Raw genomic sequence first — 25,712 nt, forward strand, 5'->3', positions numbered from 1 at the left:
TTTTTTGACTGGGGAAAGTCCTTCGCTGTGCTTCAGGATGACAGGCGTTGTTCGTTTCAATTAGACTATTTATTCCTTCTTCTTAAACAGCGAATTCAAATTGCGCGAAATGGTGAAATACTCGCTGGAGCCGGCCGCCTGCAAGGTGGCGTGGGTGTAATCAATCTGAAACGTGCTAATCTTCAGCATCACGCCAAAGGCCAGACCAGCGCTGCCGCTGGTGTTGTCAAGGCGCAATTCGCGGCGCTGCAAGTGGTTGTAGGCGGCCCGGAGCTGAAAGCCCTTGCCAAGTATCAGGGCGGCGCTGGCGGTGAAGTGCCGGGCCAGATTGTCGCCGAAGCTTTTGGTGGGTTTCTTCTCATTGCCGCTGGCATCGAGGGTGCCGCGGGCATTGGGGTCGAGGTATTGAATGTCCCATTGCTGCAAGTGGTGGGCCGTGAGCGAGAAGCGGACCGGCATATGCTCGGGCTTCACGGTGGCCCCGATTTGCACGTCGAGCGGCAGCGGGCCGCGCTCGGTGCCGGGGTAAGGCGAGAACTGATAGCCGGCATTTTTCACGGCCAGGCCCGCGGTGAAGTCGGCCGTGGGGTGCTTGTACACCACGCCGGCATCGGCCACGCCGGCCAGCGAGCGGCTGCCCGCAATACTGGAAACGGCCAGCTTGGTGGTAGCGCCAAACGTGAATTTGCCCTTGGTGTAGGAATCGGTCAGGCCCACGGTGTACTCGTTCACGCTAAATGTGCCCAGGCTGTTGCCGGCCGGGTCGTAGCTCTCGAAGCTGCCGTAGTTGAGGTAGGTGATGCCCACGCCGAAACGCCCGGCCTTCTCCGTATTGAACACGTAGGCAGCCGTGCTCTGCTTGATATCGGTCAGATAGGCCACGTAGCTCAGGGCCAGGCGACCGTCCATGTCGGCATTGAGCAGCGCAGGGTTGCCGTAGAGCATGGTGGGGTCGTCGTTGCGGGCCGAGACGCTCATCCCGCCCAGGGCCGCCAAATGGGCGCTGGGCGGCAGGTCCAGAAACGGAAACACGGTGCGGCCACCCAACTGCTGCGCGGCCGCCGGCCGCAGCCCCATCAACCCAATCAGAAGTAAAAAACCGGTAGCCCGGCGCGCGGAAAGCTGCTTCATATAGCTAAGGTACGGAGGAAGAAAAGCCTCTTTCGGAAGTAACGCACCGCCTGGCCCGGAAATTACTTGAAGGCCTCTTTTTAGTATACTAAAACGTCATGCTGAGCTTATCGAAGCATCTCTATTACGCAAGTAATTAGCTCTCGCGGTAGAAATGCTTCGATAAGCTCAGCATGACGTTTTAAGGGATTTTCTCAGCCCAACTATTGCACCTCCACGCTTGGGCCGGGAGCGGGCACGGGCTCGTCGCGCACGGGCAGCTTCTGTGGGTGGGGCACCAGTTCATCGAGCAGGGCCACGCGGAGCACATCGTCCACGCGGTCGGCGTAGTGGATGGTGAGGCCCTTGAGGTAATCCTCCTGGATTTCTTCGATATCCTTGCGGTTTTTGGGGCAGAGGATGATGTCCTTCATACCGGCGCGGCGGGCGGCCAGCAACTTCTCCTTGATGCCGCCAACGGGCAGCACCTTGCCGCGCAGGGTGATTTCGCCAGTCATGGCCAGGTGGGCGCGCACCCGGCGCTGGGTGAAGGCCGAGGCCATGCTGGTGAAGATGGCAATGCCGGCGCTGGGGCCGTCCTTGGGCACCGCGCCTTCGGGGAAGTGAATGTGCAGGTCATACTGCTCAAACAGGCGGTAGTCGATGCCAATCTCATCGGCCCGCGAGCGCAGGTAGCTGAGGGCCGTAATGGCCGACTCCTTCATTACATCGCCGAGCTGGCCCGAGAGCGTGAGCTTGCCGCGGCCCCGGCTTAGCAGGCTTTCCACGAACAGAATGTCGCCGCCCACCGAAGTCCAGGCCAGGCCGGTTACCACGCCGGCGGTGTCGTTGTCCTGGTACTGGTCACGGTCGAATATGGCCGCGCCGAGGATTTTACGGATTTCGGCCGGCTCCATCGTGGCGGGCAGGGGCTCTTTGCCGGCCTTGCGGCGGGCCAGGTTGCGCGTCACGGCAGCCAGCTTGCGCTCCAAGCCGCGCACGCCGCTTTCGCGGGTGTAGTCGTCGGCCACGCGGTGCAGGGCGGCATCGGTAATTTTCACTTCGGCTTCGCCCAAGCCATGCTCTTTGAGCTGCTTGGGCCAGAGGTGTTTGCGGGCAATCTGCACCTTCTCCTCCTGGGTGTAGCCGGTCAGGTCGATGATTTCCATGCGGTCGCGCAGGGCCGGCTGGATGGTTTCGAGCGAGTTGGCTGTGGCGATGAACAGGACCTTGCTCAAGTCGTATTCTACCTCCAAATAGTTGTCGGTGAACGTGGCGTTCTGCTCAGGGTCGAGCACTTCGAGCAGGGCCGAGCTGGGGTCGCCCCGAAAGTCGCTGCTGACCTTATCAATCTCATCGAGAATAATGACCGGGTTCGAGGCTCCGGCCTTCTTAATCTGGGCGATGATGCGGCCGGGCATGGCGCCCACGTAGGTTTTGCGGTGGCCACGGATTTCGGCTTCGTCGCGCACGCCGCCGAGGCTCATGCGCACATACTTGCGGCCCAGGGCCGTGGCAATGCTGCGGCCCAGCGAAGTTTTACCCACGCCGGGAGGGCCGTAGAGGCACAGGATGGGCGCTTTCAAATCCTGCTTCAGCTTGAGCACGGCCAGGTATTCGAGGATGCGCTCCTTCACTTTTTCGAGGCCGAAATGGTCGGCATCGAGGATTTTCTTGGTTTGCTTGAGGTTGAATTTGTCTTTGGTATACTCGCCCCAGGGCAGGTCGAGCAGGAACTCCACGTAGTTCATGTTCACCGAATAATCGGGGGCCATGGGGTTGGTGCGCGTCAGCTTCTCCATCTCCTTTTTGAAGTGGAGCGCCACAGCTTCGGGCCATTTCTTGGTTTCGGCGCGGGCCTTGAGGCGGTGAACGTCTTCCTCGGAGCCGTCCTGGCCCAACTCGTCCTGCAGGGTTTTGAGCTGCTGGCGCAGGAAATATTCGCGCTGCTGAGCGTCGATGCCCGTGTGGGTTTTCGAGCGGATGTCCTGCTTGATTTCGAGCAGCTCGGCCTGGCTAAGCAGGGCTTCGAGCAGCAGGCGGGCTTGCTGCTCAGGGTCGGCCAGCTCCAGCAGGCGCTGCTTGGCGGGCAGGTCGAGCTGCACGTTGCTGGACAGGAAGTGCGTGAGAAAAGCCGGCGACTGGATGCCGTCGAGCATGGCCCGGGCTTCCATCGGAATCTCGGGTGTGAGCTCCAGCACCTTGGTCGCAGCCTCGCGCAGGGCCTGCAAAAGGCCGAATTCGCCGGGAATTTCAGGGTTCAGCGCCACTTCGGGGAAGTAGCTGACGCGGGCCACCAGCGGCGTGAAGCTCAGCTGCTCCTCTACTGTGAAGCGCACCTGGCCTTGCAGGATGATGGTAATCTGACCATCGGGCTGCTCCAGCAGCTTCAGGATGCGGGCCAGGGTGCCCACGGGGTGTAGCTCGTCGGCAGTGGGCTCATCGGCGTCGGGGTTGAGTTGGGCCACCACGCCGAGGAGCTTGTCTTCGGCGTAGGCTTTGCGCACCAGCTTCACGCTTTTTTTACGCGTCACGGTCACGGGCAGCACCACGCCGGGAAATAGCACGGTGTTGCGCACCGGCAGCAGGGGCAATGTGGGCGGGGCGTCGTCGCCGTGCAGGAGGTGTTCGGGGTCGGCGGCCATAATGGCGATGGCTTCGGGTTGCGGGTTAGCGTCGCTAAACGTGCGAACCGGAGCCGCGGCGGAAAGATAAAAAGAGGCCAGATTCATGAAAGGAAATAAAGCAGAAGCAAGGGCCGCAGGTGCCAGATTGACAGTTTTGGACCTTTTGATTGGGAAAATACAAGGTACGGGTTCCCGGCGCGTTTGGCCTTCAAGGGCCGTGCCAGCGGACCAAATCCGCCAAAGCGGCGCACCAAGCCCGGCGACGGACACCAAATATGGCTAATTCCCGAATTTGTTGGCAACTTGCGCAATATTTTATATCCAAAACTCTACCCATGTCGGCTTTATTGCGTCGGAGCTGGTTGCTTTTGCTGCTGAGCGCGGCCGTGTGGCTGCTGGCTTCGCCCACCGCGCTGGCCCAACGCCGGCCCGCCAAGCGGATTCCCGCCGCCGCATCCCCTTCCGCCGATACCACCAGCGGCGGGGCTTCGGCCGCGCCCAAAAAGACGGCGGGCACCCCGGCCAAAGCCAAGCCGGCCATCGCGCCCGGCACCTACCGCGTGCGCGGCCTCAACAGCCGCGTGAGCCGCAAGCTGCACCTGCGGCCGGACGGCACGCCCGACTTTATTTTCATCAACAAATACCCGTTTTTCGAGGATAAGAAGGCGCTGAAAGCCATTGCCAAGGCCGAAAAACGCCGCCAGTACCACCAGACGCGCCTGCTGCTGGAAGACTACGTGGCCAAATTCGGCCCGGTCAACTTCGAAAAGAACACCAACATGCTCTGGCGGCTGGGCCAGCTGCTGGAACGCGACAGCCAATCGGTGAAAGCCAAGGCCTACTACCGCCTGGCCCTTAAACACAGCCGTGCCGATACCCGGCGCGTGCAGCTCTATTACGACTCGCTGGAGCAGAAAAACACCGACCTGTACGTGCCCCTGAAAACGTACTACGACCTGGTGGAGTACCGCAAGAACCTCAACACTTTCCACCCACCCAAGGGCGTGTACACGAGCATGGGCGACGCCATCAACAGCAAGGCGCCGGACTACGGGCCGGCGCTGGCGGGCAACGATTCGCTGATAATTTTCAGCAGCAAGCGCAAGCGGCGTGGGCTGACCGGCGTGGTGGACGAGGACCTGTATACCTCGCACCGCGAAGGCGTGAGCTGGACCGATGCCGAGCCGCTGCCCAAGCCCATCAACTCGCCCAACAACGAGGGTTCGGCCTGCCTGAGCAAGGACGGCAAGACGATTTATTTTGCCCGCTGCGAGTGCGCCACCTGCCACGGCAACTGCGACCTCTACACCGCCACGCGCGGCAAGGACGGCAAGTGGAGCACCCCCAAAAGCCTGGGGCCGCTGGTGAATTCGCCGGGCTGGGACTCGCAGCCCACGCTGTCGCAGGGCGAGGACACGCTGTATTTCGCGTCGGATAGGTTGGGCGGCTTTGGGCTGTCGGACATTTATTATACCCGCAAGCTGAAGAACGGGCAGTGGAGCCCGGCCGAGAACGTGGGGCCGGTGGTGAACACGCGCGAGAACGAGGTGAGCCCGTTTTACCACCCGCTCTACCACGTGCTGTATTTCAGCTCGCGGGGGCAGCTGCTGAATTTTGGCGACTTCGACATTTATAAAACCTACCGCGTGGGCGGGCGCTGGCAGGAGCCGAAAAACATCGGGCCGCTGGTGAATGGGAAGGGGTCGGAGTATTATTTCACCATCGATAGGGAAAGCAAAAACCTGTACTACGCCCGCTCGGAGGCGCAGGAAATCAATAATCTGGACCTGTATTCCTTCCCGCTGCCGATGGAGGCACAGCCGCTGGCCACCACCCGAGTGGAGGGCACGCTGCTGGATTCGGTGAACAGCAAGCCGCTCAAGGGCATCGTGAGCATCATCGACACCGACAATGGTGTGGAGGTGGCCAGTAAGTTTATCCGGCCCGATGGCACGTTTGACTTTGAGCTGATTGAGGGCTCGCACTACGCCATGCTGATTCAGAGCAACGACTTTTTCTCGGTGGAAAAGCAGTTTGCGCTGAAAGGCGACACGGTGATGACGCTGCTCACCAACAGCATCGACTACAAGCTGCCGTTGATTTTCAAAAACCTGGAGTTTGAGGCGGGCAAGGCCAACGTGCTGCCCAGCATGCACGCCACGCTGGACCGCATTGCGCTGTTTTTGGTGGACCATCCCACGTTCCGGCTCAGCATTTCGGGCCACACCGACACCAGCGGCGACCCGGACGTGAACGAGAAGCTCTCACAGGACCGGGCCGAGGAAATCCGCAAGTACATCGAGCGCAAGGGCAAGCTGGCCCCCAACCGCATCGAGAGCTTCGGCTACGGCTCCAGCCACCCCCTCAAGGACGAAGTGACCGAGGCCGACGCCAAGGTGAACCGCCGCGTGGAGTTCAAGCTCATCAAGCCCGAAGGCGGCGACAAGGCCGCCGACGGCGGCGGGGCTTGGAAGTAGCGCTGAGCCACGAGCAGCCGTTTGGACATGCAAATGGCCCGTTTGCTTTTATTCCACGGCTTCAATCCGTACCGTTTTGCCGTTAAAAACGGCCTCCTCACCGGCCCGCATCCCTTTCAGCGCCACGGCCACCGGCGCGGCGGGCGATACGGCGAATACATCCGTCCCCTCCAGCTTACCGGCGCTGATGCTGATGTAGAACCGGCCCAGGCTGGTGCTCACGAGCGCACCGGGGCGCACGGTATCGCAGGGGGCATCGGGGCTGATGCGGACCAGCTCGGCTTGCAGCTGCTGGGCCTGCTGCATGTGGGCGGCGTTGCGGTCACGCTCGGCGTTGGCCATTTCGCGGCCGGTTTCATACTTGTCGCCGGCGCTGCTCTTGGTTTCGGAGGAGGAGGATTCCTGGGCGGCCTGCATGGCGGTGCGGGCGGCGGCAATGCGCTGCTCGATGAAGGACTGGCAGGCGGCGTGGAGGATGGGTTTGGTCATTTGGCGTGAATTACAATCCAGGAAATTTTGCCGGTTTTGATTGTAATCGGTACGTCTTCTCCATAATGATTGGGGCGTTGTGGGCCTAAATCTGGTTGATTAAGAAACCCATATTCGATGGCAGCACCCTTTTTTGTAGCAATTTGAATGTTGTCGGAAGACATAGCGTCGGGAGCGGTTCGGATGGTTGGAACTGCTTTTCGCAGTGCTTCGGAGGTACTCCCCACATGGATGCCATTCTTCATAACGTAAGCAGGATGAAGCGCAATAAGCACTGCAACGTCTTTTCTGTAAACCAGGCGGTTCGGGAAGGTATCGTAACTGGTATAGTATAGGAAGAGCTTTAATTTGCCGTTACTTACAATTACCGCATCTGGCTTATCAGGAAACTCATCGTAGCCGTACGAGCCGAAGTAGGCAGGCGTGAATGTATAGCAGCTATATAGCTTCCGCAACTCCGTGACGGGCATGCCAATCCGCGCCTTTCCCACGGAAGTTTCGGTAATGGTCGGCACATCGGGAAAGACGGCGGGCGGCGCTTGGTTGCTGCTGCCGGAAAGCAGCAGCCAGCAGCTGAAGAGACCGAGAAGCTTGCGCATGGGGCTAAGTTAAAATGAATTCAGCGCGGCCCGCACCTTTTCCGTCCACTGCGCATCCTCCGGCGTTATCACTAGCACACGAAAGCCGTGGCGCTCGCCTTCAATTCGCACGCCTTCGGAGTCGTCAATCAGCAAATCAATGTCGAAGCTGGGCGAGTGCTTGGTGCAACGGGCGCGGGCTTCGCGGTCGTGCCGCTGCTGGTTAACCACGCCATCCAGCCGGATGCCGTGCAGCCAGAACAGCCGGCGAATGCGCCAGGCACTGCGGTAGGACGTGGTGTAAACCCACACTTCCCAGCCGCGCTGGCGGCAGGCATCGGTCAGCGCTTTGGTGCCTTCGCGTAGCTGTTCGTTGCCCAGCAGTTTGGCCCAGATGCGCCGTTGGGGCTTTTCCAAAGGGAAGTCATGGCCACAACGGATGAGGGTGTTGTCAAGGTCGAAGGCTAGGCGCATGTTTCAAGCGAAACAGAAAAAAACAGTACCAAAAAAGGAGCCCACTATTGGTCCGGCAGCTAACATGACTGCCGTCCGGCCAAGCTTTACGTCTTTCGTAATACCTGTTTTGAGCAGCACCACATTTAGACTCCACCACCAAGCAGCGGCAATTAAACCCAGCATACCAAAGCCATAAAAACGCCACCCAAAGCCATACCAAAGGCCTTGTTGCAGAAGCAAGGCATGTTGCTCTTGAGAGCCCAGGAAAAAGAAGGCTGCCAGCAATGCAGTAGCCAATCCCAGCATAGTTGCAACAATGTAATTGATAGTTCCCATGGTCCTAGTTGTTTAAACTAGACAGCGCCAACAATCCCCCCGCCACCTTCCTGTCATTTCCCAGCCGCGGCACTTTGTTCTGCCCGCCCAAGCGGCCCAGGCTTTTCATGTAGCGCTGGAAGGCTCCGGCGGGCAGCGGCGTGAGGAGCAGCGGCACCAGAATATTGCCCCGGCGCAGGTCGTCGTAGTAGGTGTTGCGGCGGCGCAGGGCCGTATCCAGGGCGGCGGCGAAGGCGGCGGGGTCGTGCGGCTTGCGACCAAATTCTACCAGCCACTCGTGGCGCGAGGGAGTGGCGGGGTCGTCGCTCACGAGCGGGGCCACTGTGAATTCGGCGACTTCAACCTCGGGAAAGCCCGCCATGACTTCGCGCAGGGCCTGCTCTACCTCCTCCCCTATCACGTGCTCGCCGAAGGCCGAGAGGAAGTGCTTGATGCGGCCCGTGACCACCACGCGGTGCGGCGCGAGGCTCACAAAGCGCACCGTGTCGCCGAGGCTGTAGGCCCACAGGCCGGCGTTGGAGGTGAGGACGACGGCGTAGTTGCGGTCCAGCTCCACGTCGGCGATGGTGAGGCGGGGCGCGTCGGGCTCGAAGAACCGCTCGGCGGGGATGAATTCGTAGAAGATACCGCTGTTGAGTAGCAGCAGCAGGCCGGGGTTGCCGGGCTCGTCCTGGAAGGCCAGGAAGCCTTCGGAAGCGGGGAATAGCTCGATGCTGTCCACCGGCCGGCCGATGCTTTCGAAGAGCTTGGCGCGGTAGGGCTCGAAGTTGACGCCGCCGTACACGAACAGGTTAAAATCGGGGAAAATATCCTTGATGGGCCGGCCGGTGCGGGCCGTGAGGCGGTCGAAATACATCTGCACCCACGGCGGAATGCCGGATATCAGGGTCATCTTTTGGCCCAGCGTTTCGCCCACGATGCGCTCCAGCTTGGTCTCCCAGTCTTCGATGATGTTGGTGGCGTAGCTGGGTAGCTGGTTGCGGCGTAAGTATGCTGGCACATGATGGTTGGCAATGCCCGAGAGCCGGCCCGTGCGGATGCCGTGGTGCATCTCCAGCTCCGGTGAGCCGGACAGAAATATCAGCTTGCCATCCAGAAACTGGCTGCGGCCGGTGCGGTAGATGTAATACAAAAGCGCATCCCTGGCCCCGTCGATGTGGTTAGGGATGCTGTCCTTCGTAATCGGGATATACTTGGTGCCGGAGGTGGTGCCGCTGGTTTTGGCCAAATACAGCGGCCGGCCGGGCCAGAGCACGTCGGCCTCGCCGGCTTGGGTAAGGTCGAACCAGGGCTTGAGGGCCTCGTAATCACGCACGGGCACCTGACGCGCCAAATCGGCCGGCGTGCGGATGCCGCCCAGGTCGTGAGCGCGGCCAAAGGCGGTGCCGGCCGCCGTGGCCGTCAGCTTGGCCAGCAGCTCGCGCTGGGTGGTTTCGGGACGGTGCTGCCAGCGGGCGTAGCGGCGGGCAATGTAGCGGGCCAGGGGCTGGCTCAGGGTGGCTTTCAATCCCATAAATCCGAAGTAAAAGGCCGTTGGAAGGGCTGCGAAGGTACGTTGGCCGAGTTCAGCCGTTGGGTCGGGGCAACCTGAGTAGCTTGCCCGCGTTAAGCTTTCGGGCTTAGCTACTGCACCAGAACTACGGTGCCAGCGAAAGCTTGCCTCACTCATTTACTCACTTACTCATTCACCTCATCATGGCAGACCATGCAGGCAAAGCCGTCTGGAACGGCGACATCAAAGGCAGCGGCACCCTCACCACCGACAGCGGACTCCTCAACGCGCCCTACTCGGTAGGCAGCCGCTTCGAAGGCAAGCCCGGCACCAATCCCGAAGAGCTCATCGGCGCGGCCCACGCCGGCTGCTACACCATGTACCTGACCGGGGCGCTCACCCGCCACGGCCACACGGTGCAGAGCATCACCACGACCAGCACCGTAACGATGAACCCCAACAACGGCCAGCCTACCATCGAGCACATCCACCTCCGCACCGAAGGCCACGTCACGGGCGGCAACATCACGGCCGAAGATTTCCAGAAGCACGCCGAAGATGCCAAGGCCAACTGCCCGGTATCGAAAGTGCTGGCCGCCGTGCCCAAAATGACGCTGGAAGCGAAGCTTGTGGGCTAGGGTCCACAGCTTGGTCGAATAAATAAAGGCCGTCATGCCGAGCGCAGCGAAGCATCTTTACCGCAACAGTAATCAGATTTACTATTGCGGTAAAGATGCTTCGCTGCGCTCGGCATGACGGCCTTATTTTGCTACATAACCGTTCTTTTTGTACCTGACTAGGCACAACCCGTCACTAGCCACTAAATTTGTCCCTATGCCCACTGGTACCACCCGCATCCGCCTTCGCCCCGCCAACAACTCCCGCGTCCCGTTCTGGGGCCAGCTCGCCATCGGCCTGTTCTGGCTGGCCTACGTGCTGTTTGGCATATTGAGCAACACCGGCGCGCAGGACTACCACTTTCTGCACTGGGTGTTCCTGGTCTTCACCTTCGTGTACCTCGGCTACGTGCTGGTGAACAACGCGCCTATTTTCGGCACCCAGAGCTACCTCGAATTCACGCCCGGCTACATCGTGCACAAAAACGGCCTGTTCCGCCCCAAGCAGGTATTTGCCGCCGAAAACATTGCCGCCCTGGAGCTTAAGCCCATGGTCCTGCGTGTGCGCCAGAAAGACGGCGAAATCTACGCCCTCAATCTGCGTGAAGTGAAAGGCAAGCGTCGCAAAATGAGCTTCCGCGAGCAGGTACGCGACTTTGCTGCCAAGCACAACCTGCCCTTGCAGGAAGTGAGCCCAACGGCGGCCGCCTAAACTATATTTTTCAACCAAACAAAGGGGCTCCAGACACTAAACATGTCTGGAGCCCCTTTTTTGATTGTTTTAGTTGGGCTAAAAACCCTATTTCTTGGCGAATTTCTTCCGCAGCTCGTCCACCTGGTCGCGGAATTTCTTGTCCGAATCCACTAGGTCCGACACGGTTTGCACCGAGTGCATCACGGTGGTATGGTCGCGGCCACCGAAGTGGAAACCAATGGTTTTCAGCGTGTGGGCCGTGTGGTGCTTGGCAAAATACATGGCCACCTGCCGGGCCGTCACCACTTCCTTTTTGCGGGTTTTGTCTTTCAGCAAATCAACCGAAATGTTGAAATAGGCGGCCACGGTCTTCTGAATGAAGTCGAGGTTGACCTCGGCTTCCACCTCCTCGATGATGTGACGCAAGGCCTGCTTCACCATTTCCAGGTCGATGTCGCGGCGGCTCAGGCTGCTCTGCGCCACCAGCGAGGCGATAACGCCTTCCAACTCGCGCACGTTGGTGTGCACCGAATTGGCGAGGTAGTCCACCACGTGGTCCGGCGGAATATCAATCCCGTCCTGCTCCATCTTGTTGCGGATGATGGCCACGCGCGTCTCAAAGTCCGGGCTCTGCACGTCGGCCGTCAGGCCCCACTTGAAGCGGTTGAGCAAACGGTCTTCCAGGCCCAGCAGGTCCTTGGGCGGCCGGTCGGAAGTCATCACAATCTGCTTACCCGACTGGTGCAAGTGATTGAAGATGTGAAAGAACATCTCCTGCGTCTTGCCCTTGTTGGCCAGAAATTGCACGTCGTCCAGAATCAGGGCATCGACCTGCAGATAGAAGTTCGCAAAATCCTGCACCTGCGCGCGCTGCACGCTGTCGATGAACTGGTTGGTGAACTTCTCGGCCGATACGTAGAGCACAAACCGCTCCGGCGCGGTGGCCTTGATGTGGTTGCCAATGGCCTGCACCAGGTGCGTTTTGCCCAGGCCCACGCCACCGTACACCATCAGCGGGTTGAAGCTGGTGGTGCCGGGCTTGTTGGCCACGGCGAGGCCGGCCGAGCGGGCCAGGCGGTTGCAGTCGCCCTCAATGTAGTTATCGAAAGTGTAAGAGCCGTTGAGCTGCGACGGGACGAGGTTGCCGTCCATCGGCCGGGCCTGATCGAAGGGGTTGCGGGGCGGGGCCAGGGTGTCGGCCCCGGCGGCGTTGGCGAAGTTGTTGCCGCGCGGCGTGGTGCGCACCGCGCCCGAGTTCACGTAGCGGGCCGAGGCGGCGCGGGCGCTGCCAGCCAGGGGGTTATTGCCGGCCAGCGGGTTGCCGACGGCCGTGCCGGGCATGGGCTGGGGCGCGTCGCGCGGGTCGGGGGCGGCCTGCTTGCGGGTGGGCGGCAGGTGCAGGGCGCGGGGCGGCGTTTGGTCGTTGCCCTGGTCCACCACCACGCTGTATTCGAGGCGGCCTTCGGAGCCCAGCTGCTGGTAGAGCGCGCGGCGCAGCTCGTCCACGTAGTGCTCCTCCAGCCAGTCGTAGAAATAGGCGCTTGGCACCTGAATGGTAAGCACGTTGCCTTTCAGCTCAACCGGCACAATGGGCTGGAACCAAGTCCTAAAGCTCTGCTCCCCGATTTCCGCCGAGATGCTGCGCAGGCAGCCAGCCCAAACCGTGCGAAAATCCTTGAGCATTTGAACGTTTGAAAGGAAACCGGCCACAAACCGGGAGCAAAAAGAAGACCGAAATCAGCCGCCCGGGGTGGGCGTTATTTTTTAGAGGGGGACAAAATTGTGGAAAACTTCGCAGTTAAAAAAGCCGATGTGGGCTTGTTTATGTCGTGCTTTTAGCAGGCCGCCCGAACCGGCAGCACAGCGGCGCTTGCTAACCCGGCACGCTTGCTTTTTGTTGAAAATTCATAATCCAACCGGCCCAGGTTGATGCCCGACCAGCCCACCTGGTTGATGAGCGTGGCGTGACCGTCGGGGCTGGCGATGGGTTCGGGCGCGTCCATGAACGTGTGGGTGTGTCCGCCCAGTATGAGGTCGATGCCGGAAACCTGCGCCGCGAGTTTGCGGTCGTCGAGCTTGGCGTTTTCGTACTTGTAGCCGAGGTGCGAAAGGCAGATAACGAGGTCGCATTTTTCGGGGCCGCGCAGCTGAGTTACCATCTCCTTGGCCTTGGCCACGGGGTCGAGGTACACGGTCTGGCCAAAGTTTTTGTCGGCCACCAGCCCGCTCAGCTCGATGCCGATGCCGAACACGCCCACCCGGATGCCCTGCTTCTCAAACACCTTATAAGGAGCGAAGCGGCCGGCCAGTGGCGTTTTCGAGAAGTCGTAGTTGGCAATGAGGAAGGGGAAAGTGGCGTTGGGCAGCTGGCGCTGCAGGCCTTCGAGGCCGTTGTCGAAGTCGTGGTTGCCGAGGGTGCTGGCGTCGTAGCCCATCTGGCTCATGAGCTTGTACTCGAGCTCGCCGCCGAAGAAATTGAAATAAGGCGTGCCTTGGAAAATGTCGCCCGAGTCGAGCAGCAGCACGTTGGGCTCCTTCGCACGGATGTCCTTAATCAGCGCCGCGCGGCGGGCCATGCCGCCCAGCCCGGCCCACTGCCCGCCGTTGTCGGGAAAGGGTTCGATGCGGGAGTGCATGTCGTTGGTGTGCAGGATAGTGAGCTTGCGCGGAGCCTTGGCGGTAGCGGCGGCTTCGGCCGAGTTGGCCAGGCCGCCCAGCACGGTGAGGCCGGCAGTACCGAGGAGGGAGTTGCGGAGGAATTCGCGGCGTTGCATGATGGTTCGACAGTTAGCGGCTGGCAATTAATTGGCTTTCACCCGGCCTTCGATGCGGGCCGTGACGGGCTGGCCGGCTTTGGTGAGGGCGCGGATGTGGTCGGCGATGGCGGTGCGGAGCAACACGTTGGTGTGGCGCGGCGTGAGGGCTTTGAAAAACGAAAGATTGTCGCCGCCGGTGGCCAGATAGTCGGACAGGGCAATGGAATAGGTGCGTGAATCGTTCACATCAAAAGGCTGGCCGCCGATGCGAATGTCCTTGGGCATGCCGTCGAAGGTGACGGAATAGGTAGCGCCGGATATCGCCATTTTGATGTGCGCGGCATACTCGAACAAGTCCTCCACCACCGGGCCGGGCGCGTCAAGCACCACCAGCTCGTTCTCAAACGGCATCAGCTCGAACACCGAGCCCAGCGTGACGGGGCCGGCTGCGAAGCCGGCGCGCAGGCCGCCGTTGGTCATCACGCCCAAGGCAATGGGCTGTTTGAGCTCGGCGCTGGCGCGCTGGCGCTGCAAGTCGGCCACGAAGTTGGAGAGCGTGTTTTCGCCGGGGCCTTTGGTGAGCGGTGCTGGGGCGGTGCCCAGCACTTCAGACATCTGGGAAGTTACTTTGTCGTGGTAGGGCGCGATGAGGGCCGCGATGGCGGGGTCCTCGGCCTGGGTTTTGCCCACCACCTGGCTCGTGACGGGCGCAAAGTGCGCCGTGGGCGCGTAGGCGGCGCGCTGGCAGCCGGTGGCGAGCGTCAGAGCCAGTAATAGCGGAGTGAAGGCGGTCCGAAATGGGTGGTGCAACATGGAATACAGCGGAGGCGGACAATACCCGACGAATACCGGGCGAAAGTTTATGCAAAGCTACGATTGAACCCGGCCAGCCACCGCCCACCGCAGGAGTTGGCTGGTCGCTTCGGCCCCGGCGCGGTATCTTTCGGCCTGTTTTTGCCGGAGTTCGTAGTTGCGGGAATTACCGCGCGCTATCCGCTGAAACGCTTGCTAGCTATGTCCGACACCCTCACGGCCACGCCCGTTTCCTTCGCTGAATTCCCAGCGGTCACCACCGCCGAGTGGCAGGCCCGTCTCACGCGCGAGCTCAAAGGCCGGGACCCGGCCACGCTGCGCTGGCCCCTGCCCGACGGCTTCAGCCTCGAGCCTTTTTACCACCGCGAAGCCCTCGCGGCGCTGGGCGGCCCGCCCGCGCCCCTGCCCCACCCCATTGCGCCCTGGCTGAACGTGTCGGCCCTGACCGTGCCCACCGGCACCGATGGCCGCAACCAGGTTGACCTGGCCGTCGCGGCCCTTGCCAACGGGGCCGATGGCATCCATTTCATTATCCACGACATTGCGGCGCTGGCCGTGCACTACCTGGCCGAGCAGCTGCCGCTGGCCCGCACCTTCGTGGGCTACACGGTGATGGCCACGCCCGATGAGCTCCTGAGCCAGCTGGTAGAAGCCGCGCCCGGCACCCAGCTACGCGGCTTCCTGCGCTTTGCCCCCGGCCCCGTGCCCGAGGGAGCCGAGCTGGCCGACTACCGCGCCGCCCTGCGCCGCTGCGTGCGCCTAACCACCGGCATGCCCGATTTCCGCGCTCTAGCCGTGAACGGGGCCTTTTTCGGCAACCGGGGCGCTACTGCCACCCAGCAGATTGCCTTCACGCTGAACACCGCTGCCGCGCTGCTGGCCGAGCTGCCCGATGCCGAAACCACGGCCGCCGAAGTGGCCGCCGCCATGCACCTGCACGTGGCCATCATGCCCGGCTACTTCCTCGAAATTGCCAAGCTGCGCGCCCTGCGCCGGCTGTGGGCCACGCTGCTGCACGGCTTTGGCCTGCCCGCCGAGCTGAACGCGAACCTGCGCATCCACGCCATGACGGCCACCTGGACGCAGACTACCCTCGACGCGCACACCAACCTGCTGCGCCACACCACCGAGGCCATGAGCGCCGTGCTGGGCGGGGCCGATTCGCTATCCGTAGCCCCGTTCGACTGCCTGTTTGCCGAGGCCAACGACTTTTCGGCCCGGCTGGCGCGCAACCTCTCGGTGCTACTGCGCGAGGAGGCCGGCCTGGGCCGGGTGCAGGACCCCGCCGCCGGCTCCTACTACCTCGAAACCCTCACCGACCAGCTGGCCCAGGAGGCCTGGACGCTGTTTCAGCGCACCGAAGCGGCGGGTGGGCTGCCGACCGTGCGCGGCCAGCTGCTCGAAGAAATCAAAGCGGTAGCGACCGAAACCTTCCGGCGCATTGCCAGCGGCCAACAGGTGATTGTGGGCACCAACCGCTTCCAGAACAAGAACGAGCAGTTCCACTTCCACCCCAAAAAGCTGCTGCGCTCTGCCGAGTTCGACGTGACGCGGGCCGCCTACCCCACCGAGGTACTGCGCCTGGCCACGGCCATGCACTTCGAGCGCCGCGACCGCAAGAGCAAGCGCGCCGCCGTGGTGCTGCTGGGCGGCAACACCAACCAGGTTATCCTGGAGACGTTTCTGCAAACCTTGCAGGAGCACGAGCGGCCCGAGCTGGCGGCCAGCCACCCGGCCGGCACGCTGTCGCTGCTCTACTCCTCGGCCGAAGAGGCTACCCTGATGTACGCCACGCCCGAGCAGTTCAGCAAGTTTGCCCGGTTCATCTACCAGATTCCGACCGAGAAGCAGCAATTCATCCCGCCGGCCCTGCTCAGCTCCGACCTGGCTACCATGCACGAGGCCGTACGCGTGTTCGGCTTCCAGGAAATGAAGGTGCAGGGCTATACCACCGAGGAAGTGCTGGCCCGTTTGCAAGGGCGCCAGTAATCAACTGAACGTCATTTTTAAGAACGTCATGCTGAGCGAAGCCGAAGCATGACGTTCTAATTCTGCTCTTACCCACCCATGAAGCCCGACTTCTCTTCGATTCCCTACAACGCCGCCCCGGCCCCCGCCGCTCCCGTTGCGCCCGAAACGGCTGCCACACTCACGCCCGAGGGCATTGCCATCAAGCCTGTGTACGGCCCCGAGGATGTGGCCCACCTCGACCACCTGGGCTTCGGGGCGGGGCAGGCGCCTTACCTGCGCGGCCCCTACGCCAGCATGTACACCCAAAACCCGTGGACCATCCGGCAGTACGCCGGCTTTTCTACGGCCGAGGAATCGAACGCCTTTTACCGCCGCAACCTGGCTGGCGGGCAGAAAGGCCTGAGCGTGGCCTTCGACCTGGCCACCCACCGGGGCTACGATTCCGACCACCCCCGCGTGCAGGGCGACGTGGGCAAAGCCGGCGTGGCCATCGACTCGGTGGAGGACATGAAAATCCTCTTCGACCAGATTCCGCTCGGCGAAATGTCGGTGTCCATGACCATGAACGGGGCGGTGCTGCCCGTGCTGGCCTTCTACATTGTGGCGGCCGAGGAGCAGGGCGTGCCGCCCGAAAAGCTGCAAGGCACCATTCAGAACGACATTCTGAAGGAGTTCATGGTGCGCAACACCTACATCTACCCGCCCGCGCCGAGTATGCGCATCATCGCCGACATCTTCAGCTACACGGCGGCCAGGATGCCCAAATTCAACTCCATTTCCATCTCGGGCTACCACATGCAGGAAGCCGGTGCGACGGCCGATTTGGAGCTGGCCTACACCCTGGCCGACGGCCTGGAATACGTGCGCGCCGGCCTCGCGGCGGGCATGAAGATTGACGAATTTGCCCCGCGTCTGAGCTTTTTCTGGGCCATCGGCATGAACCACTTCATGGAGATTGCCAAGCTGCGCGCCGGCCGCCTGCTGTGGGCCAAGCTCATCAACCAGTTCAACCCCACCAACCCCAAAAGCCTGGCCCTGCGCACCCATTGCCAGACCTCGGGCTACTCCCTCACCGAGCAGGACCCCTACAACAACGTGGCCCGCACCGCCATCGAGGCCCTCGCGGCCGTGCTCGGCGGCACCCAGAGCCTGCACACCAACGCCCTCGACGAGGCCATTGCCCTGCCCACCGATTTCTCGGCCCGCATTGCCCGCAACACCCAGCTCTACCTCCAGCACGAAACCGACGTGACCAAAGTGGTGGACCCCTGGGGCGGCAGCTACTACGTCGAAACCCTCACCCACGAGCTGGCCGACCGCGCCTGGGCCCTCATCCAGGAGGTGGAAGGGCTGGGCGGCATGGCCAAGGCCATCGAAACCGGCCTGCCCAAGCTGCGCATCGAGGAAGCCGCCGCCCGCAAGCAGGCCCGCATCGACTCGGGCAAGGAAATCATCGTGGGCGTGAACAAGTACCAGACCACCGAGAAAACGGAGGTCGAAGTGCTCGACATCGACAACGACGCCGTGCGCGAAAGCCAGATTGCCCGCCTCAAAACCATCCGCGCCACCCGCGACAACGTGGCCGTGAAAGTGGCCCTGGCCGCCCTCACCGAAGCCGCCGGCGTGCGCCTCGCCGACCTGGCCGCCGATGCCGACAAGGACGCCCACAACCTCCTGGCCCTGGCCGTGACCGCCGCCCGCGCCCGCGCCACCCTCGGCGAAATCTCCGATGCCCTCGAAGCCCAGTTTGGCCGCCACCAGGCCACCACGCGCACCGTGGCCGGCGTCTATTCACAGGAAATGAGCCACAACGCCGCCTTCGAGCAGGCCCGCGCGGCCGCCGAGGAGTTTGCCCGCCGCGAAGGCCGCCGCCCCCGCATGCTGGTGGCCAAAATGGGCCAGGACGGCCACGACCGTGGTGCCAAAATCATCGCCACCAGCTTCGCCGATGTCGGCTTCGACGTCGACATTGCCCCCCTCTTCCAAACCCCCGCCGAAGTAGCCCGCCAGGCCGCCGACAACGACGTGCACGTCGTGGGCGTGAGCAGCCTGGCCGCCGGCCACAAAACCCTGCTCCCCCAGCTGCTGGCGGAGCTCAAGCAGCTCGGCCGCGAAGACATCCTGGTCATCGCCGGCGGCGTCATCCCCGCCCAGGACTACCAGTTCCTCTACGATGCCGGCGTGGCCGGCGTGTACGGCCCCGGCACGGTCATCGCCACCGCCGCACTGGAGATTCTGGCGAAGCTGGGGGAGTAGCAGAATAATTGTTAATTAAACAAATTTTTAAGAACCATGATGGATTTAACAACACAACTCAGCGAGCAAAAGATGAAAGTTGATTTTGACAGTTATGATATTACTGTCAAAGAACTTATCAATATGGTCAAGGATGGTTACATTGACATTGCTCCAGATTATCAACGCCAGTTCCGTTGGGATGAAGAAAGACAATCAACTCTTGTTGAATCTATTTTTCTTGGAATACCTGTACCTAGCCTTTTCACAGCAGCCAATAAAGATGGCACTTGGGAATTAGTTGATGGCGTCCAACGATTAAGCACTATGATTCACTTCGCAGGTGATGCAGAAGTTCGTGCAAAGATTGGGCTGAAGGCTGCTACTCCCTTGCAATTGAAAGAGCTTTTAAAACTCACTGCATTCAATGGAAAATCTTTTACAGATATACCTAGAGCAGTACAAATGGGTTTTGAGTTGAAGCCAATCAAAGTAGTAACTCTCAGCGATAAAAGTGTCGCGAAGGTTAGATTTGACCTATTCGAAAGACTTAACTCAGGTGGCATAAAGCTAACTGACCAAGAAATTCGGTCCTGCATATTACAAGGCAAGTTTAATGAATTCCTAAAGGAAAGGGGTAAATCCCTCGAATTTCAGCGTACAGTTAAGCTACCAAAATCGGGTGAGTCAGATGGTACAAGGGAAGAATGGGTGCTGCGTTTCTTTTCTTATCTAAACAGTTACAAGACGTTTGACCACTCAGTAAAGGAATTCTTAACTGATTACATGACTGAGGCAACTAAACAGTTCAGTTACAAAGCAGGAGAAGAAATTTTTGACAAAACCTTCCATAAGCTTGCGACCGCATTGCCTAATGGCATAACTCGCAGTACAAACAGAAATAACACTCCTGCTAACCTTTATGAAGCTGTTGCAGTGGGTGCAGCACTCGCATTACTCCAAAAAGATGATATTAATCTTGCGGGAATCGCAAATTGGATGCAGAGTAATGAAATGAAGGATTTAACAACCGGAGCTACAAACTCGCGAACCAGAGTAAAAGCTAGAATAGAGTTTTGTCGAGACCAATTCCTATCGTAATGCTGACAACAATCAGAACGATAACAACGACTAGAATTTCTGAGCTAAGGTTTAATTTGAATGTAATAAAGCATTTAGAACCCAGTTCCGCACCTGATGCTATTAATTCTATTAGAACTCTGAAAGGATTGTTTTTCGTCCATATGTATGGAGTTTGGGAATCAACAGTAACATCTTTAGTGGCGCGCTCAATTGAAATCATTAATTCAAGGCTGCATACTATTAATCAATGCAAATCCCCTTTTATGTCATTGGCTTTAGATTCTTATGTTACCGCTTATTCAATGGCTGGCATAGAAAATAAATGGTCAAAAAAGATAGAATTAATGGCTGCTATCGATTCTGCGTCTACTTTAGTACTCAACCAAGGATTAGACCCAGCAGGCGGAAAAAACATAAGGAAAGAGCAACTAGACTTGATATGGAATGCTTTTGCTATAACTACACCAAACCTGCCTCATCTAAGGTTTAAGGGCAGATTAATTGAATTAGTTGATAACAGAAATGCAGTGGCTCATGGACGAGAATCCCCACAGTTCATAGGGGGTAGATTTAGTGTGTCAGATTTGGAAACCAGGTTTAACGATTTGAATTTACTTTGTTCGTATACAATTAACCAGTTTGACAACTACTTAACTAACCAAGATTATTTGATATAGAGTCATAAATAATTAGTGATACACGAATCAAATCATGGTTTTGCCTTAGCTGAATTCATTATTTTCTTTTATAACTGCCTCAGTTTCTTAAGAAGCCCCTGTATCCCGCTCAATGCCTCCCAGGCCCGCCCCACCCGGCGGGCCTTTTGCGTGGCAAGGAGACGGGCCGCGGACCTACGAAGCCCGCCCGCACGAGCAAGAAGCCAACCCGCACCCACAAGGAGCTTTTTTTCAGGTGCGAGGAGCCGGGGCGCACCGGCAAAAAGCCGCTTCCCGGGGCTTAGGAGCCATTTCGCAGCCTTAAGGAGCCGGTTCGCACCGCTAAGGAGCCTCTTCGCATGGGTGGGAAGAGGCTCCTTAACGGTGCGAACCGGCTCCAAACGCCTACCTTCCGGCTTCCTATTTCACCATTCATTCTTAATAAGATGAAAAGAGCTACCGCAGTGCTTCGGCACTACCCCACGGCCGATGCCACGATGCGCCAGAACATGCGCACCATGCACGCGCATTACCTCACCCACGAAGCAGCGTTTGCGGCTTTCAACCCCGAATTCGCCCCGGCGTTCGGGACGGATTGGCTGGCGGCCATTGGCGCGGCCGATACTACCCCCGACAACACCGTGCGCACCGGTGAACTCGTGGAGGATACCGCCGAGGTGACCGATGTGATGGAGCAAGCCCGCACGGCCATCCAAAGCCTGTTTTATTTCGTGGGCCGGGCCTACCCGCACAATGCCGGCCGCCTCGAACAGTACGGCCGCAGCACCTACGTGGCCGCCCGCGAAAACCACGACAAGATGCGAACCCTCCTGCAAACCGCGTTCACCTCAGCCACCCGCGACAAAACCGCCCTGGCTGCCAAAGGCTACGCCCCGGCCATGCTCGCCGCGCTGGGCACGCTGGTGGCCCAACTCGCCGATACCAACACCACCCAAGAAGTAACCAAAGGCACCAACGTGGAAGGCACCGACCACTACGTGACCACCCAAAACCTGGCCTACGGCTTCGGCCAGGAGGTGAGCGCGGCGGCCAAGGTGCTCTTTGCCGCCGATGCGCCCACGCTCAAGCTGTTTCGGCTGAGCGGGCCGGCCGCGCCCGCCGGCCCCGAAACCCACGAGCTGACCGTGGCCCCCGGGGCGCTGGGCAGCGTGCTGTTCAGCACGCCGCTGCTGGCCACCACCCGGCTGCACCTGCGCCTGGCCGTGCCCCAGCCCGCGCAGGAGGCGCTAGTGGGCCGTGTGATGGCGGCCGGCAACAGCCTCCGCGCCCACGCCACCCTCACCACCGCCGGCAGCGAGCTGGACACCACGGCCGAGGCCCTGGGGCCGGACGGCCAGTGGCTGGAAGTGTTCAATACGAGCAGCACGCCGGTGCGCGTCGAAATCGCGGTGCTGCACTAAGCGCATTGCTTCTTACCCATCAAAAAGGCCCGGATGCAGCATCCGGGCCTTTTTTCGTTTGATTGAGTTGCGCTTGGGGCGGTTTCGATGTAGGGGCGGGGCTTGCCCCCGCCCGTCGTTAGCACCGTTTCAACGACTCCGTTCAACGACGGGCGGGGGCAAGCCCCGCCCCTACATCGAAGCCGCGCCTAGCGCACCAGCAGCGGGGCCGTGGCGGGCTGGCCGTTGCCGAGGGTGGCGCGCAGCTGGTAGAGGCCGGGGGCCAGCCCGGTTAGCGACACCGGGCAGTCGCCGGCCGTGGCGGGCAGCGCCTGCTGGCGCACGGGGCGGCCCAGCGCATCGAGCACGGCCAGCTGCCCGCCGCCCACCGGCAGCCGCAGCGTGACGGTGCCACTGGCCGGGTTGGGGTAGGCCGCCAGCACCAGGCCCGCCGCGGCCGGGCGGGTGGCCGTGAGGATGCCGCCGGCGGTGAGCTTAGCCACCACCGCATCGGATGCGCCGGTGGACACGGGCAGGCTGCCGAACTGCACCGCGTCTGCGGCAAAACCGACGAGGTACACGTTGCCGGCCGCATCGGCGGCGAGGCCATCGGCCCCGGCGTTGGCCGACGGGGACATGTTCACGCTCTGGCCGGCCCACACGGCGTTGCCCTGCCCGTCGTAGCGCGCCACGCAGGCGCTGCTGCTGCCCACCGAGGTCAGCGTGGTGGCGCCAAAGACGGCGGTGCCCGTGAACCGCCCCGCCACATAAAAGCCGCCGCGCCCGTCGTAGGCCACGGCGTTGATGGGCGAATAGCCCAGGATGCTGGAACTAACCACGCGCGTCCACCCCAGGGTACCCTGGTTCGTGACGCGCACCACGTACTTACTGCTGGAGCCATAATAGCCGCCCACCACGGCGTTGCCGGCGGCATCGAGGGCCAGGGCCACGCCCACGTCTTCGCCGGGGCCGCCGGCCGCCTGCACCCACTGCGTGGTGCCGGCCGCGCTCACCTTGCACAGAAACAGGTCGGCGTTGCCGGCATTGGACGGGGCGATGGAGCCGAAAGCGGTGCCATTGTAGAAGCCGCCGGTGATGTAGGCGTTGCCGGCCGCGTCGAGCACCAGGTCATCGGCAAAACCGTCGTTGCTCACCTGCTTGCTCAGCAGCACGGTGCCGGCTGACGAGAAGCGGTAGAGGTACACGCCCGCGCCCGTAAAGAGCGTGCCGCTGAACGCAACGGAGCCGGTAAAATCGCCGGTGATGGTCACGTTGCCGCTGGCATCGGTGGCGACGCCGTAGAGGTAGGCCGCGCCGGTATTGCGGGTTCCCACGGCCTGCCGCACCCACTGTTGCACGCCCTGGTTGTCGTACTTCACCAGAAACGCATCGATGGGTGACCCATTGGCGGCCCCCGGGGCCGTGAGCGTGGTGGTACCCAGGGTGAGGAAGGTATCAAAATCGCCCGCCAGGTAGGCGTTGCCGGCGGCATCGACGGCCACCTTGGCGTGGACCGAGCCGCTATTGGCCTCCAGTTGGGTGGCCCACAGCACGGCCCCGGCCGCGCTGTACTTGGCCAGGTAGAGGTGCCCGGTGCCGGCGGTGCCCGCCGTGAGGGTGGTGCCGCCCAACACCAGCGTACCCGTGAACCGGCCCACCACGTACTGGCTGCCGTCGGCGGCGAGGGCAATGCTTTCGGCGCGGCTCTGGCCGGCGCTGGCGGCGGCGGGTAGGCGCCGCACGCTGGCCCAGGTGGGCGCGGTTTGGGCGCGGGCGGCAGGAGTGGCCAGCCCCAATAGCAATAGCAGCCTTAGCCGCCAGGATTGAAACAACGTAAAACTGGGCATAAGCACTAGGCTGAAAGGTGGCTAAAAGGACCCGTGACGCAATGGGAAAGCTCTGCGCCGCGTTAAATGTAAAGGATTCGCAGTGGGACCGCGCCAGCCAGGGCTTCGCACCCAGAACGGCAGCGACAACACCCTACCCATCGAAATCAGGCTGCTGAAACAAACCTCTTTCCATCAAAAAAGGCCCGGATGCTACATCTGGGCCCTTTTTGATGGAATAAACCCGCTCTAGCGCACCAGCAGCGGGGCCGTGGCGGGCTGGCCGTTGCCGAGGGTGGCGCGCAGCTGGTACAGACCGGGGGCCAGCCCGGCCAGCGACACCGGGCAGTCGCCGGCCGTGGCGGGCAGCGCCTGCTGGCGCACGGGGCGGCCCAGCGCATCGAGCACGGCCAGCTGCCCGCCGCCCACCGGCAGCCGCAGCGTGACGGTGCCGCTGGCCGGGTTGGGGTAGGCTGCGAGCGCCAGGCCCGCCGCGGCCGGGTGCGCAGCCGTGAGCACACTGCCGGCCGTGAGCTTGGCCAGCAGCACATCGGATGAGCCCGTGCTGGACGCTGTGACTAGGGGCCCGAACGCGACGGCACCTCCCGCCGAGCCCGTGAGGTAGGCATTGCCGGCCGCATCGGTCCCGATGCCGTTGGCACTGGAACCATCGGTGCCGGGGGTGGCAGTAGTCCCCACGCCCTGGCTGGCCCACACGGCATTGCCCTGGCCATCGTAGCGCACCACAAACAGCTCCGGGTTGAGGGCGTAGAGGGTGGTGGTTCCGAAGGTGGCCGTGCCGCGCAGGCGACCGGCGAGGTAGCAGCCACCGCGCCCGTCGTAGGCCACGCCGAAGGCCAGGCTGGGACCGGAATTGGTGCCCGGGCCGTTGGCCGCGCCGCTGGGGTTAATGCGCCGCTCCCACAGCGGCGCACCCTGGGGCGTGAAGCGGGCCAGGTACAGGGTGCTGCCGAAGGGGGGGCCAATTCCGCCCCCAGGCTGCGCATATTCGCTGCTGGCACACACCACGGCCGAGCCGCTGGCATCCACGGCCACGCCGCCGGCGACGTCGGCGGCGGCCCCGCCCAGCGACGTGGCCCAGACGGGAGTGCCGGTGGCATCGAGCTTGCACAGGTAAACGTCCATGGAGCCCATCAGGCTGGTCACCGTAGCGGCCCCAAATTGCGCGGTGCCGCTGAACGCTCCCACGAGGTAGGCATTGCCGGCGGCATCCAGGGTCAGGCCCCGGGTGTTATCGAGCCACGCCCCGGTACCGATGAAACGGCCTTGCAGGATGCCGCCGGCCGGTGAGAATTTGTAGTAGAACACGCCCGCGCCCGCCACGGCCGGCCCGCCAAACGCAACGGCCGTGCTGGCGTGGCCGACCACGGCCACGTTGCCGCTGGCATCGGTAGCCAGACTGCCGGCGTAGGTACCGGCCCCACCCTGACGCACCCACTGCGGCTGGCCCTGCGCGTCGAATTTGGCCAGGTAAGAATCGTTGGTCGCGCTGGTGAGGGTGGTACCGCCCACCGTGACGGTGCCCGTGAAGGGCCCCGCGATAAAGGCATTGCCCGCCCCATCTACCGCCACGCGGCAGTCGAGAGTATTCGCCACGCTGCCCTCCACCGGACGCGTCCAGAGCGCGGTGCCCGTGGCGCTGTACTTGACCAGAAAAAAGTGCGCCGCCCCGGAGCCGGCCGTGAGTACGGTGGTGCCCAGCGTGAGGGTGCCGCTGTAGCTGCCAGTCGCGTAGCAACTGCCATCGGCCGCCACGGCCAAGCCGAGCCCGCCGCCAAAGCTGCCATTGGGCGAAGTGCTGCGCTGGACGCTGGCCCAGGCGGGGTCGGTTTGGGCGCGGGCGGCGGGAACGGCCAGCAGGCCGGCGGCTGCAAGCAGCCCCAGGCGGGCCCACCGGACCCGAAAAAAAGTAGCGGTACGCATACGCAATCAGGTAGATGGGGGAATATGTGGAAACGAGGAACCCACCTGCTACCAAATGTAGGCAGCCGGCGGCAATGCATCCGGCAACCGCTGTAGCTACATTAAAATCAAATATATTATTTATATGATTCTATAAAATTCCTTTCTAAGTT

20 protein-coding genes are annotated in these 25,712 nt (G+C 61.6%); 8 read left to right on the forward strand and 12 right to left on the reverse strand.

The features are described 5' to 3' along the window. Positions 1-69 precede the first annotated feature (69 nt). Together porQ and lon are read right to left on the reverse strand one after the other, a co-directional pair. Positions 70-1,131, reverse strand: coding sequence for a type IX secretion system protein PorQ (gene porQ / locus ACYU7Q_RS08215; RefSeq protein ID WP_460608960.1), 1,062 nt, complete (start codon positions 1,129-1,131; stop codon positions 70-72). A gap of 203 nt (positions 1,132-1,334) precedes the next feature. Continuing rightward, the gene (gene lon, locus ACYU7Q_RS08220; RefSeq protein ID WP_460609882.1) at positions 1,335-3,755 is read right to left on the reverse strand and encodes an endopeptidase La; all 2,421 of its coding nucleotides are present in this window, start codon (positions 3,753-3,755) and stop codon (positions 1,335-1,337) included. A gap of 317 nt (positions 3,756-4,072) precedes the next feature. Between lon and ACYU7Q_RS08225 the strand changes: the two genes are divergently transcribed. Beyond that, the gene (locus ACYU7Q_RS08225) at positions 4,073-6,214 is read left to right on the forward strand and encodes an OmpA family protein (protein ID WP_460608961.1); all 2,142 of its coding nucleotides are present in this window, start codon (positions 4,073-4,075) and stop codon (positions 6,212-6,214) included. 48 nt (positions 6,215-6,262) lie between these two features. On the opposite strand, the gene ACYU7Q_RS08230 is transcribed toward ACYU7Q_RS08225, so the two are convergent. From ACYU7Q_RS08230 to ACYU7Q_RS08250, 5 genes are read right to left on the reverse strand one after another with little or no spacing between them, the layout of a single operon-like run. Further along, a complete protein-coding gene (locus tag ACYU7Q_RS08230) occupies positions 6,263-6,703 on the reverse strand; it encodes a 3-oxoacyl-ACP synthase (RefSeq protein ID WP_460608962.1) in 441 nt (146 codons plus the stop codon). Further along, on the reverse strand, positions 6,700-7,302 hold the full coding sequence (locus ACYU7Q_RS08235) for a hypothetical protein (RefSeq protein WP_460608963.1): 603 nt from the start codon (positions 7,300-7,302) through the stop codon (positions 6,700-6,702). The genes ACYU7Q_RS08230 and ACYU7Q_RS08235 overlap by 4 nt, the downstream gene beginning before the upstream one ends. 9 nt (positions 7,303-7,311) lie before the next feature. After that, entirely contained in the window at positions 7,312-7,755 is a 444-nt protein-coding gene (locus ACYU7Q_RS08240; protein WP_460608964.1) for an HAD family hydrolase, read from the reverse strand. Positions 7,756-7,758: 3 nt separating this feature from the next. Continuing rightward, positions 7,759-8,073 carry a hypothetical protein gene (locus tag ACYU7Q_RS08245; protein WP_460608965.1) on the reverse strand — a complete coding sequence of 105 codons (315 nt, stop codon included), beginning with the start codon at positions 8,071-8,073 and terminating at the stop codon, positions 7,759-7,761. A 4-nt stretch (positions 8,074-8,077) separates the two neighbouring features. After that, complete coding sequence (locus tag ACYU7Q_RS08250; RefSeq protein ID WP_460608966.1) at positions 8,078-9,586, reverse strand: GH3 domain-containing protein; 1,509 nt, start codon at positions 9,584-9,586, stop codon at positions 8,078-8,080. A 182-nt stretch (positions 9,587-9,768) separates the two neighbouring features. Here ACYU7Q_RS08250 and ACYU7Q_RS08255 point away from each other — a divergent pair, with 182 nt between their 5' ends. Together ACYU7Q_RS08255 and ACYU7Q_RS08260 are read left to right on the forward strand one after the other, a co-directional pair. Beyond that, positions 9,769-10,203, forward strand: a complete 435-nt coding sequence (locus ACYU7Q_RS08255; RefSeq protein WP_460608967.1) for an OsmC family protein — start codon at positions 9,769-9,771, stop codon at positions 10,201-10,203. A 196-nt stretch (positions 10,204-10,399) separates the two neighbouring features. Beyond that, positions 10,400-10,894, forward strand: a complete 495-nt coding sequence (locus ACYU7Q_RS08260) for a hypothetical protein (protein WP_460608968.1) — start codon at positions 10,400-10,402, stop codon at positions 10,892-10,894. Positions 10,895-10,981: 87 nt separating this feature from the next. Here the strand turns inward: ACYU7Q_RS08260 and dnaA are convergent, their stop codons facing one another. The 3 genes from dnaA to ACYU7Q_RS08275 form a co-directional block, all read right to left on the reverse strand. Continuing rightward, positions 10,982-12,559 carry a chromosomal replication initiator protein DnaA gene (gene dnaA, locus ACYU7Q_RS08265; protein WP_460608969.1) on the reverse strand — a complete coding sequence of 526 codons (1,578 nt, stop codon included), beginning with the start codon at positions 12,557-12,559 and terminating at the stop codon, positions 10,982-10,984. A gap of 152 nt (positions 12,560-12,711) precedes the next feature. Continuing rightward, a complete protein-coding gene (locus tag ACYU7Q_RS08270; RefSeq protein WP_460608971.1) occupies positions 12,712-13,650 on the reverse strand; it encodes a bifunctional metallophosphatase/5'-nucleotidase in 939 nt (312 codons plus the stop codon). A gap of 27 nt (positions 13,651-13,677) precedes the next feature. Beyond that, positions 13,678-14,445 (reverse strand): bifunctional UDP-sugar hydrolase/5'-nucleotidase, encoded by a 768-nt coding sequence (locus ACYU7Q_RS08275; RefSeq protein WP_460608972.1) that lies wholly within the window; start codon positions 14,443-14,445, stop codon positions 13,678-13,680. Between the two features lie 201 nt (positions 14,446-14,646). On the opposite strand from ACYU7Q_RS08275, the gene ACYU7Q_RS08280 reads away from it, so the two are divergent. The 5 genes from ACYU7Q_RS08280 to ACYU7Q_RS08300 all read left to right on the forward strand — a co-directional run bounded on the left by ACYU7Q_RS08280 (position 14,647) and on the right by ACYU7Q_RS08300 (position 21,811). Then, positions 14,647-16,434 carry a methylmalonyl-CoA mutase family protein gene (locus tag ACYU7Q_RS08280; RefSeq protein ID WP_460608973.1) on the forward strand — a complete coding sequence of 596 codons (1,788 nt, stop codon included), beginning with the start codon at positions 14,647-14,649 and terminating at the stop codon, positions 16,432-16,434. A 78-nt stretch (positions 16,435-16,512) separates the two neighbouring features. Next, positions 16,513-18,672, forward strand: coding sequence for a methylmalonyl-CoA mutase (gene scpA, locus ACYU7Q_RS08285; protein ID WP_460608974.1), 2,160 nt, complete (start codon positions 16,513-16,515; stop codon positions 18,670-18,672). A 36-nt stretch (positions 18,673-18,708) separates the two neighbouring features. Further along, the gene (locus ACYU7Q_RS08290) at positions 18,709-19,752 is read left to right on the forward strand and encodes a GmrSD restriction endonuclease domain-containing protein (RefSeq protein WP_460608975.1); all 1,044 of its coding nucleotides are present in this window, start codon (positions 18,709-18,711) and stop codon (positions 19,750-19,752) included. Further along, complete coding sequence (locus tag ACYU7Q_RS08295) at positions 19,752-20,411, forward strand: MAE_28990/MAE_18760 family HEPN-like nuclease (RefSeq protein ID WP_460608976.1); 660 nt, start codon at positions 19,752-19,754, stop codon at positions 20,409-20,411. The genes ACYU7Q_RS08290 and ACYU7Q_RS08295 overlap by 1 nt, the downstream gene beginning before the upstream one ends. 425 nt (positions 20,412-20,836) lie before the next feature. After that, entirely contained in the window at positions 20,837-21,811 is a 975-nt protein-coding gene (locus tag ACYU7Q_RS08300) for a hypothetical protein (protein WP_460608977.1), read from the forward strand. Positions 21,812-21,999: 188 nt separating this feature from the next. On the opposite strand, the gene ACYU7Q_RS08305 is transcribed toward ACYU7Q_RS08300, so the two are convergent. After that, entirely contained in the window at positions 22,000-23,637 is a 1,638-nt protein-coding gene (locus ACYU7Q_RS08305; protein ID WP_460608978.1) for a hypothetical protein, read from the reverse strand. A 228-nt stretch (positions 23,638-23,865) separates the two neighbouring features. Beyond that, a complete protein-coding gene (locus ACYU7Q_RS08310; protein ID WP_460608979.1) occupies positions 23,866-25,560 on the reverse strand; it encodes a hypothetical protein in 1,695 nt (564 codons plus the stop codon). Positions 25,561-25,712 lie beyond the last annotated feature (152 nt).

This window comes from Hymenobacter terrigena (assembly GCF_054776515.1).

Coding starts and splice junctions, on each gene's coding strand:
- ACYU7Q_RS08260 (WP_460608968.1), top strand. CDS start 10,400: ATGCCCACTGGTACCACCCGCATCCGCCTTCGCCCCGCCAACAACTCC.
- ACYU7Q_RS08250 (WP_460608966.1), bottom strand. CDS start 9,586: ATGGGATTGAAAGCCACCCTGAGCCAGCCCCTGGCCCGCTACATTGCC.
- ACYU7Q_RS08305 (WP_460608978.1), bottom strand. CDS start 23,637: ATGCCCAGTTTTACGTTGTTTCAATCCTGGCGGCTAAGGCTGCTATTG.
- ACYU7Q_RS08235 (WP_460608963.1), bottom strand. CDS start 7,302: ATGCGCAAGCTTCTCGGTCTCTTCAGCTGCTGGCTGCTGCTTTCCGGC.
- ACYU7Q_RS08310 (WP_460608979.1), bottom strand. CDS start 25,560: ATGCGTACCGCTACTTTTTTTCGGGTCCGGTGGGCCCGCCTGGGGCTG.
- ACYU7Q_RS08300 (WP_460608977.1), top strand. CDS start 20,837: ATGAAAAGAGCTACCGCAGTGCTTCGGCACTACCCCACGGCCGATGCC.
- ACYU7Q_RS08280 (WP_460608973.1), top strand. CDS start 14,647: ATGTCCGACACCCTCACGGCCACGCCCGTTTCCTTCGCTGAATTCCCA.
- porQ (WP_460608960.1), bottom strand. CDS start 1,131: ATGAAGCAGCTTTCCGCGCGCCGGGCTACCGGTTTTTTACTTCTGATT.
- ACYU7Q_RS08295 (WP_460608976.1), top strand. CDS start 19,752: ATGCTGACAACAATCAGAACGATAACAACGACTAGAATTTCTGAGCTA.
- ACYU7Q_RS08275 (WP_460608972.1), bottom strand. CDS start 14,445: ATGTTGCACCACCCATTTCGGACCGCCTTCACTCCGCTATTACTGGCT.
- ACYU7Q_RS08225 (WP_460608961.1), top strand. CDS start 4,073: ATGTCGGCTTTATTGCGTCGGAGCTGGTTGCTTTTGCTGCTGAGCGCG.
- ACYU7Q_RS08290 (WP_460608975.1), top strand. CDS start 18,709: ATGATGGATTTAACAACACAACTCAGCGAGCAAAAGATGAAAGTTGAT.
- ACYU7Q_RS08240 (WP_460608964.1), bottom strand. CDS start 7,755: ATGCGCCTAGCCTTCGACCTTGACAACACCCTCATCCGTTGTGGCCAT.
- ACYU7Q_RS08230 (WP_460608962.1), bottom strand. CDS start 6,703: ATGACCAAACCCATCCTCCACGCCGCCTGCCAGTCCTTCATCGAGCAG.
- lon (WP_460609882.1), bottom strand. CDS start 3,755: ATGGCCGCCGACCCCGAACACCTCCTGCACGGCGACGACGCCCCGCCC.
- dnaA (WP_460608969.1), bottom strand. CDS start 12,559: ATGCTCAAGGATTTTCGCACGGTTTGGGCTGGCTGCCTGCGCAGCATC.
- ACYU7Q_RS08245 (WP_460608965.1), bottom strand. CDS start 8,073: ATGGGAACTATCAATTACATTGTTGCAACTATGCTGGGATTGGCTACT.
- ACYU7Q_RS08255 (WP_460608967.1), top strand. CDS start 9,769: ATGGCAGACCATGCAGGCAAAGCCGTCTGGAACGGCGACATCAAAGGC.
- ACYU7Q_RS08270 (WP_460608971.1), bottom strand. CDS start 13,650: ATGCAACGCCGCGAATTCCTCCGCAACTCCCTCCTCGGTACTGCCGGC.
- scpA (WP_460608974.1), top strand. CDS start 16,513: ATGAAGCCCGACTTCTCTTCGATTCCCTACAACGCCGCCCCGGCCCCC.